Here is a 3,050-nt window from a genome sequence, read left to right as displayed (position 1 = left end):
AGACATGATCTGGGTGATTAATTTTTGCAACCTCGACTGTCGGGAGTCTATCACAGTGATGACATGTTCTCCTGCAAAGTGCATCTTGGTATCTCTGCTGTCAAGGGTTGTCTGCCACAAGACTCGCCCTGTCGTTTGGACGGTATAGTGTTTATAGTAAAATGGGTCTTCTAAAATTCCAAGCTTCCATGCAGCATATGGAATGTCCTTTGCGATATATGTCGCGGTACCATTGCTTCTAACAAGAACCTTGTCGTCTTCAGATTCTGCCTTGATTACCCAGCACCCAGCGTTTTTGCCTTCTAGTTCAAGCGTTGTNCAAGAACCTTGTCGTCCTCAGACTCTGCCTTGATTATCCAACATCCAGCGTTTTTACCTTCTAGCTCAAGCGTTGTTATTCCCATTGATTTCATTTTTTCAAATGCCTGAAACCATAACTTGGAGCGAACTATCTGTGACTCGAAGTTAAGGCAGTCATATGTGACCCCGAGGCGCCAGCACGTTTTGAGCTGTTCTTCTAGTACACGTCTTGTTATCTCATCTCCAAATCTTGCAATCTCGGACGTTCCTTCTTCGAGTTCCTTTAGTACATGAGAGCGTAACTCGACAAGTTGCTTGTCTGTTTCATACTTTTCAGTTATTTTCACATATACTACATCTCCGCAATAATGGTCAAACTTTTGACCCTCGGGTGCCTTGTCAGAATATCCACCATACTTGAAACCAACTATGATATCTGCGACTTGGAGTCCAGAATCATCTACATAATTTAGTACACTGGTATCGTATGATGCCTTGTGAAGAATTCTTGCAATGGTATCTCCAATTATTATATTTCTGACATGGCCAACATGTAGTGCCTTGTTAGGGTTGACACTTGTATGCTCGATTACCATCTTGGAGTTTTTCCCAAGATCTACTGTTCCATAATCAGAGCCAAGTGAAGCATGGATTACATTTGGTACAAGTTGTGCATAGTTTGCAACAAAATTAAGATATCCTGATGCATGTGCAGAAACTTCGGATACATATGTTCCAAGATTTTTGTTGTATTCTTGTGCAAGTGTTTGTGCAATATCAAATGGTTTTTTCTTGAGTGCCTTTGCAAGCAAAAATCCCACATTACAGCTAACATCTCCAAACTCTGGTCTTGATGCTTCAGATATGTCAAACTCAGTTTGAGGATATCCTAGTGTATCACATAGTTGCTGTACACCCAGCCTGATTTCGTTGTATAGTAATCGTAGTGTCATGGAAATATCATTCTGCCAACAGTTTTAGCTGTACTTTTTCAAGCGCCTCAATCATGCCATCTCCTGCATGCCCTGGCACAGAAATTGTTGCCTGAGACTGGACATCTTGTGGGGCATTTCCAAGGGCTACACTTGTTCCTGCCACCTTGAAGAGAGGAACATCAGTCTCGCTGTCACCTATTGCGATTACATCCTCTTTTGTTACAGAGAACATCTTCATCACCTCAAGAAATCCGCTTGCCTTGTCTACTCCTTTTGAATTTATGTGATATGCGTATTGACTGTCAGTCAGGGTAACGTCAAGATTATTCTCGGCAAAAAGTTTCTTGCCCAAGTTTACATCAAAATTTCGCTCAAGTACCACTTCGGTTATTCTGGGAAATACTGGTTTTTCTATTGCTTCTGGAATTTTTGTCTTCAAGAATTCAAATGCGTCTATACATTTTTTCTTATCCCCAATTAGCTTGTGTTCATTTGGGCCCGTAGTTATTATTCCGCCATTTTCTCCAACTGCAATTCTTGTTGTACCACCAAACACTGAAAGTACATAGGCCTCAACAGAAGATCTTCCGGTAACATAGATGACCTTGTGTCCAAGTTTTACAAGATATCGCAGGGCTGCCAATGCATCAAGATCAACACGACCTCCCTTGTTGTCAGTAATGGTACCATCAATGTCTATTGCAAAGATCTTGGGCTTCATCAAAATCACGTATGACGTGGGTCATAATAACTACTATCTAAAATAGTTTTGAGCACAGAGTGTATCATGGTAAGAAAAGGACAAGTTTCTGAAATTTTCAGCAAGGCCTTGCACCATGACAATCCCAAATCATATCAAATTGGATACATTGACCTTGGCACAACAAAAGAGACAACACTTGAAGAATTTCTCAAGATATCAGAAAACTTTGAGGTGATACCTGCATCAAGAATTGCATACATCAGAAAAGAAAATGAGGTGTTGTATCGCAAATCTGTAAGAGATAATGTATCAAAGATCCAGTCTAAAAAATGAGGTAGCGCTATTAGTGGGCAGAATTTGAGCAAGGTCAGATGCTCATTGATTTTCTAAGGCCAATACTTGAGAATCCATTTTTTGTAAAATATGGGTTGGCAGGCCTCTTCTTGAATGCAGTCTTTGCTGCAGTAGTGCCATTTCCTATCGTGGTTACATCAACTGCACTGCTTTTGGACGGTCAAAGTGAGCTAGCAGTATTTGCTGTCATGTCAACAGGTTCTGTAATAGGAGGTATCCTGACATATTACATCGGATATGACGGTGGCAAGGTCTACAAGATTCTGCGAAGAACACACCGGGAAGAACATCATCAAAAGAGCTTTGCATGGCTCAGCAAGTACGGATGGAGCATAATTTTTGCACTTAGCTTGGTCCCAATATTGACAGAGGTTGTCACAGTAATTGTAGGTGTGAAAAAATACAATTTCAAAAGATTTGCGATATCCATGAGCATAGCAAGGACTGCAAGTGCATTTGCTGCAGTCTATTTTGGAAACATGTTTTTGCAGTACATCAAGTCATAGGTAGACACCAGTAGTAAGATTTTATTCAGCAACATACCAACAAATCACCAACATGGGAATTCCAGAAAAGATNGCGAGCTAGCAGTGTTTGCTGTCATGTCAACTGGTTCTGTCATTGGAGGCATTCTGACATATTACATTGGGTATGACGGTGGCAAGGTCTACAAGTTCTTACGAAGAACACATCGGGAAGAACACCACCAAAAGAGCTTTGCATGGCTTAACAAGTACGGATGGAGCATAATTTTTGCA

4 protein-coding genes are annotated in these 3,050 nt (G+C 40.9%); 2 read left to right on the top strand and 2 right to left on the bottom strand.

What is annotated here, in order from left to right; genetic code table 11:
- Positions 1-319: 319 nt before the first annotated feature.
- Together argS and DYY66_RS10445 are read right to left on the bottom strand one after the other, a co-directional pair.
- Positions 320-1,253: arginine--tRNA ligase (gene argS, locus DYY66_RS10450; protein WP_255496435.1), on the bottom strand; the 934-nt coding region annotated here is incomplete at its 3' end.
- 7 nt (positions 1,254-1,260) lie between these two features.
- Positions 1,261-1,956, bottom strand: coding sequence for a phosphoglycolate phosphatase (locus DYY66_RS10445; RefSeq protein WP_166289033.1), 696 nt, complete (start codon positions 1,954-1,956; stop codon positions 1,261-1,263).
- A 66-nt stretch (positions 1,957-2,022) separates the two neighbouring features.
- Between DYY66_RS10445 and DYY66_RS10440 the strand changes: the two genes are divergently transcribed.
- Both DYY66_RS10440 and DYY66_RS10435 read left to right on the top strand, forming a co-directional pair.
- Positions 2,023-2,271: a DUF504 domain-containing protein gene (locus tag DYY66_RS10440; RefSeq protein WP_166289031.1), complete on the top strand. Its 249-nt coding sequence runs from the start codon at positions 2,023-2,025 to the stop codon at positions 2,269-2,271.
- Between the two features lie 38 nt (positions 2,272-2,309).
- A complete protein-coding gene (locus DYY66_RS10435) occupies positions 2,310-2,798 on the top strand; it encodes a YqaA family protein (RefSeq protein ID WP_166289029.1) in 489 nt (162 codons plus the stop codon).
- Positions 2,799-3,050 lie beyond the last annotated feature (252 nt).

This window comes from Candidatus Nitrosotalea sp. FS (assembly GCF_011319475.1).
Lineage (GTDB): Archaea > Thermoproteota > Nitrososphaeria > Nitrososphaerales > Nitrosopumilaceae > Nitrosotalea.
Note: the sequence above shows the minus strand (reverse complement) of the source record. Positions and strands in the feature narration are given on the sequence as shown.

What these genes read in the sequence shown, in the direction of transcription:
- DYY66_RS10435 (WP_166289029.1), top strand. Translation starts at nt 2,310, where the DNA reads ATGCTCATTGATTTTCTAAGGCCAATACTTGAGAATCCATTTTTTGTA.
- DYY66_RS10445 (WP_166289033.1), bottom strand. Translation starts at nt 1,956, where the DNA reads ATGAAGCCCAAGATCTTTGCAATAGACATTGATGGTACCATTACTGAC.
- DYY66_RS10440 (WP_166289031.1), top strand. Translation starts at nt 2,023, where the DNA reads ATGGTAAGAAAAGGACAAGTTTCTGAAATTTTCAGCAAGGCCTTGCAC.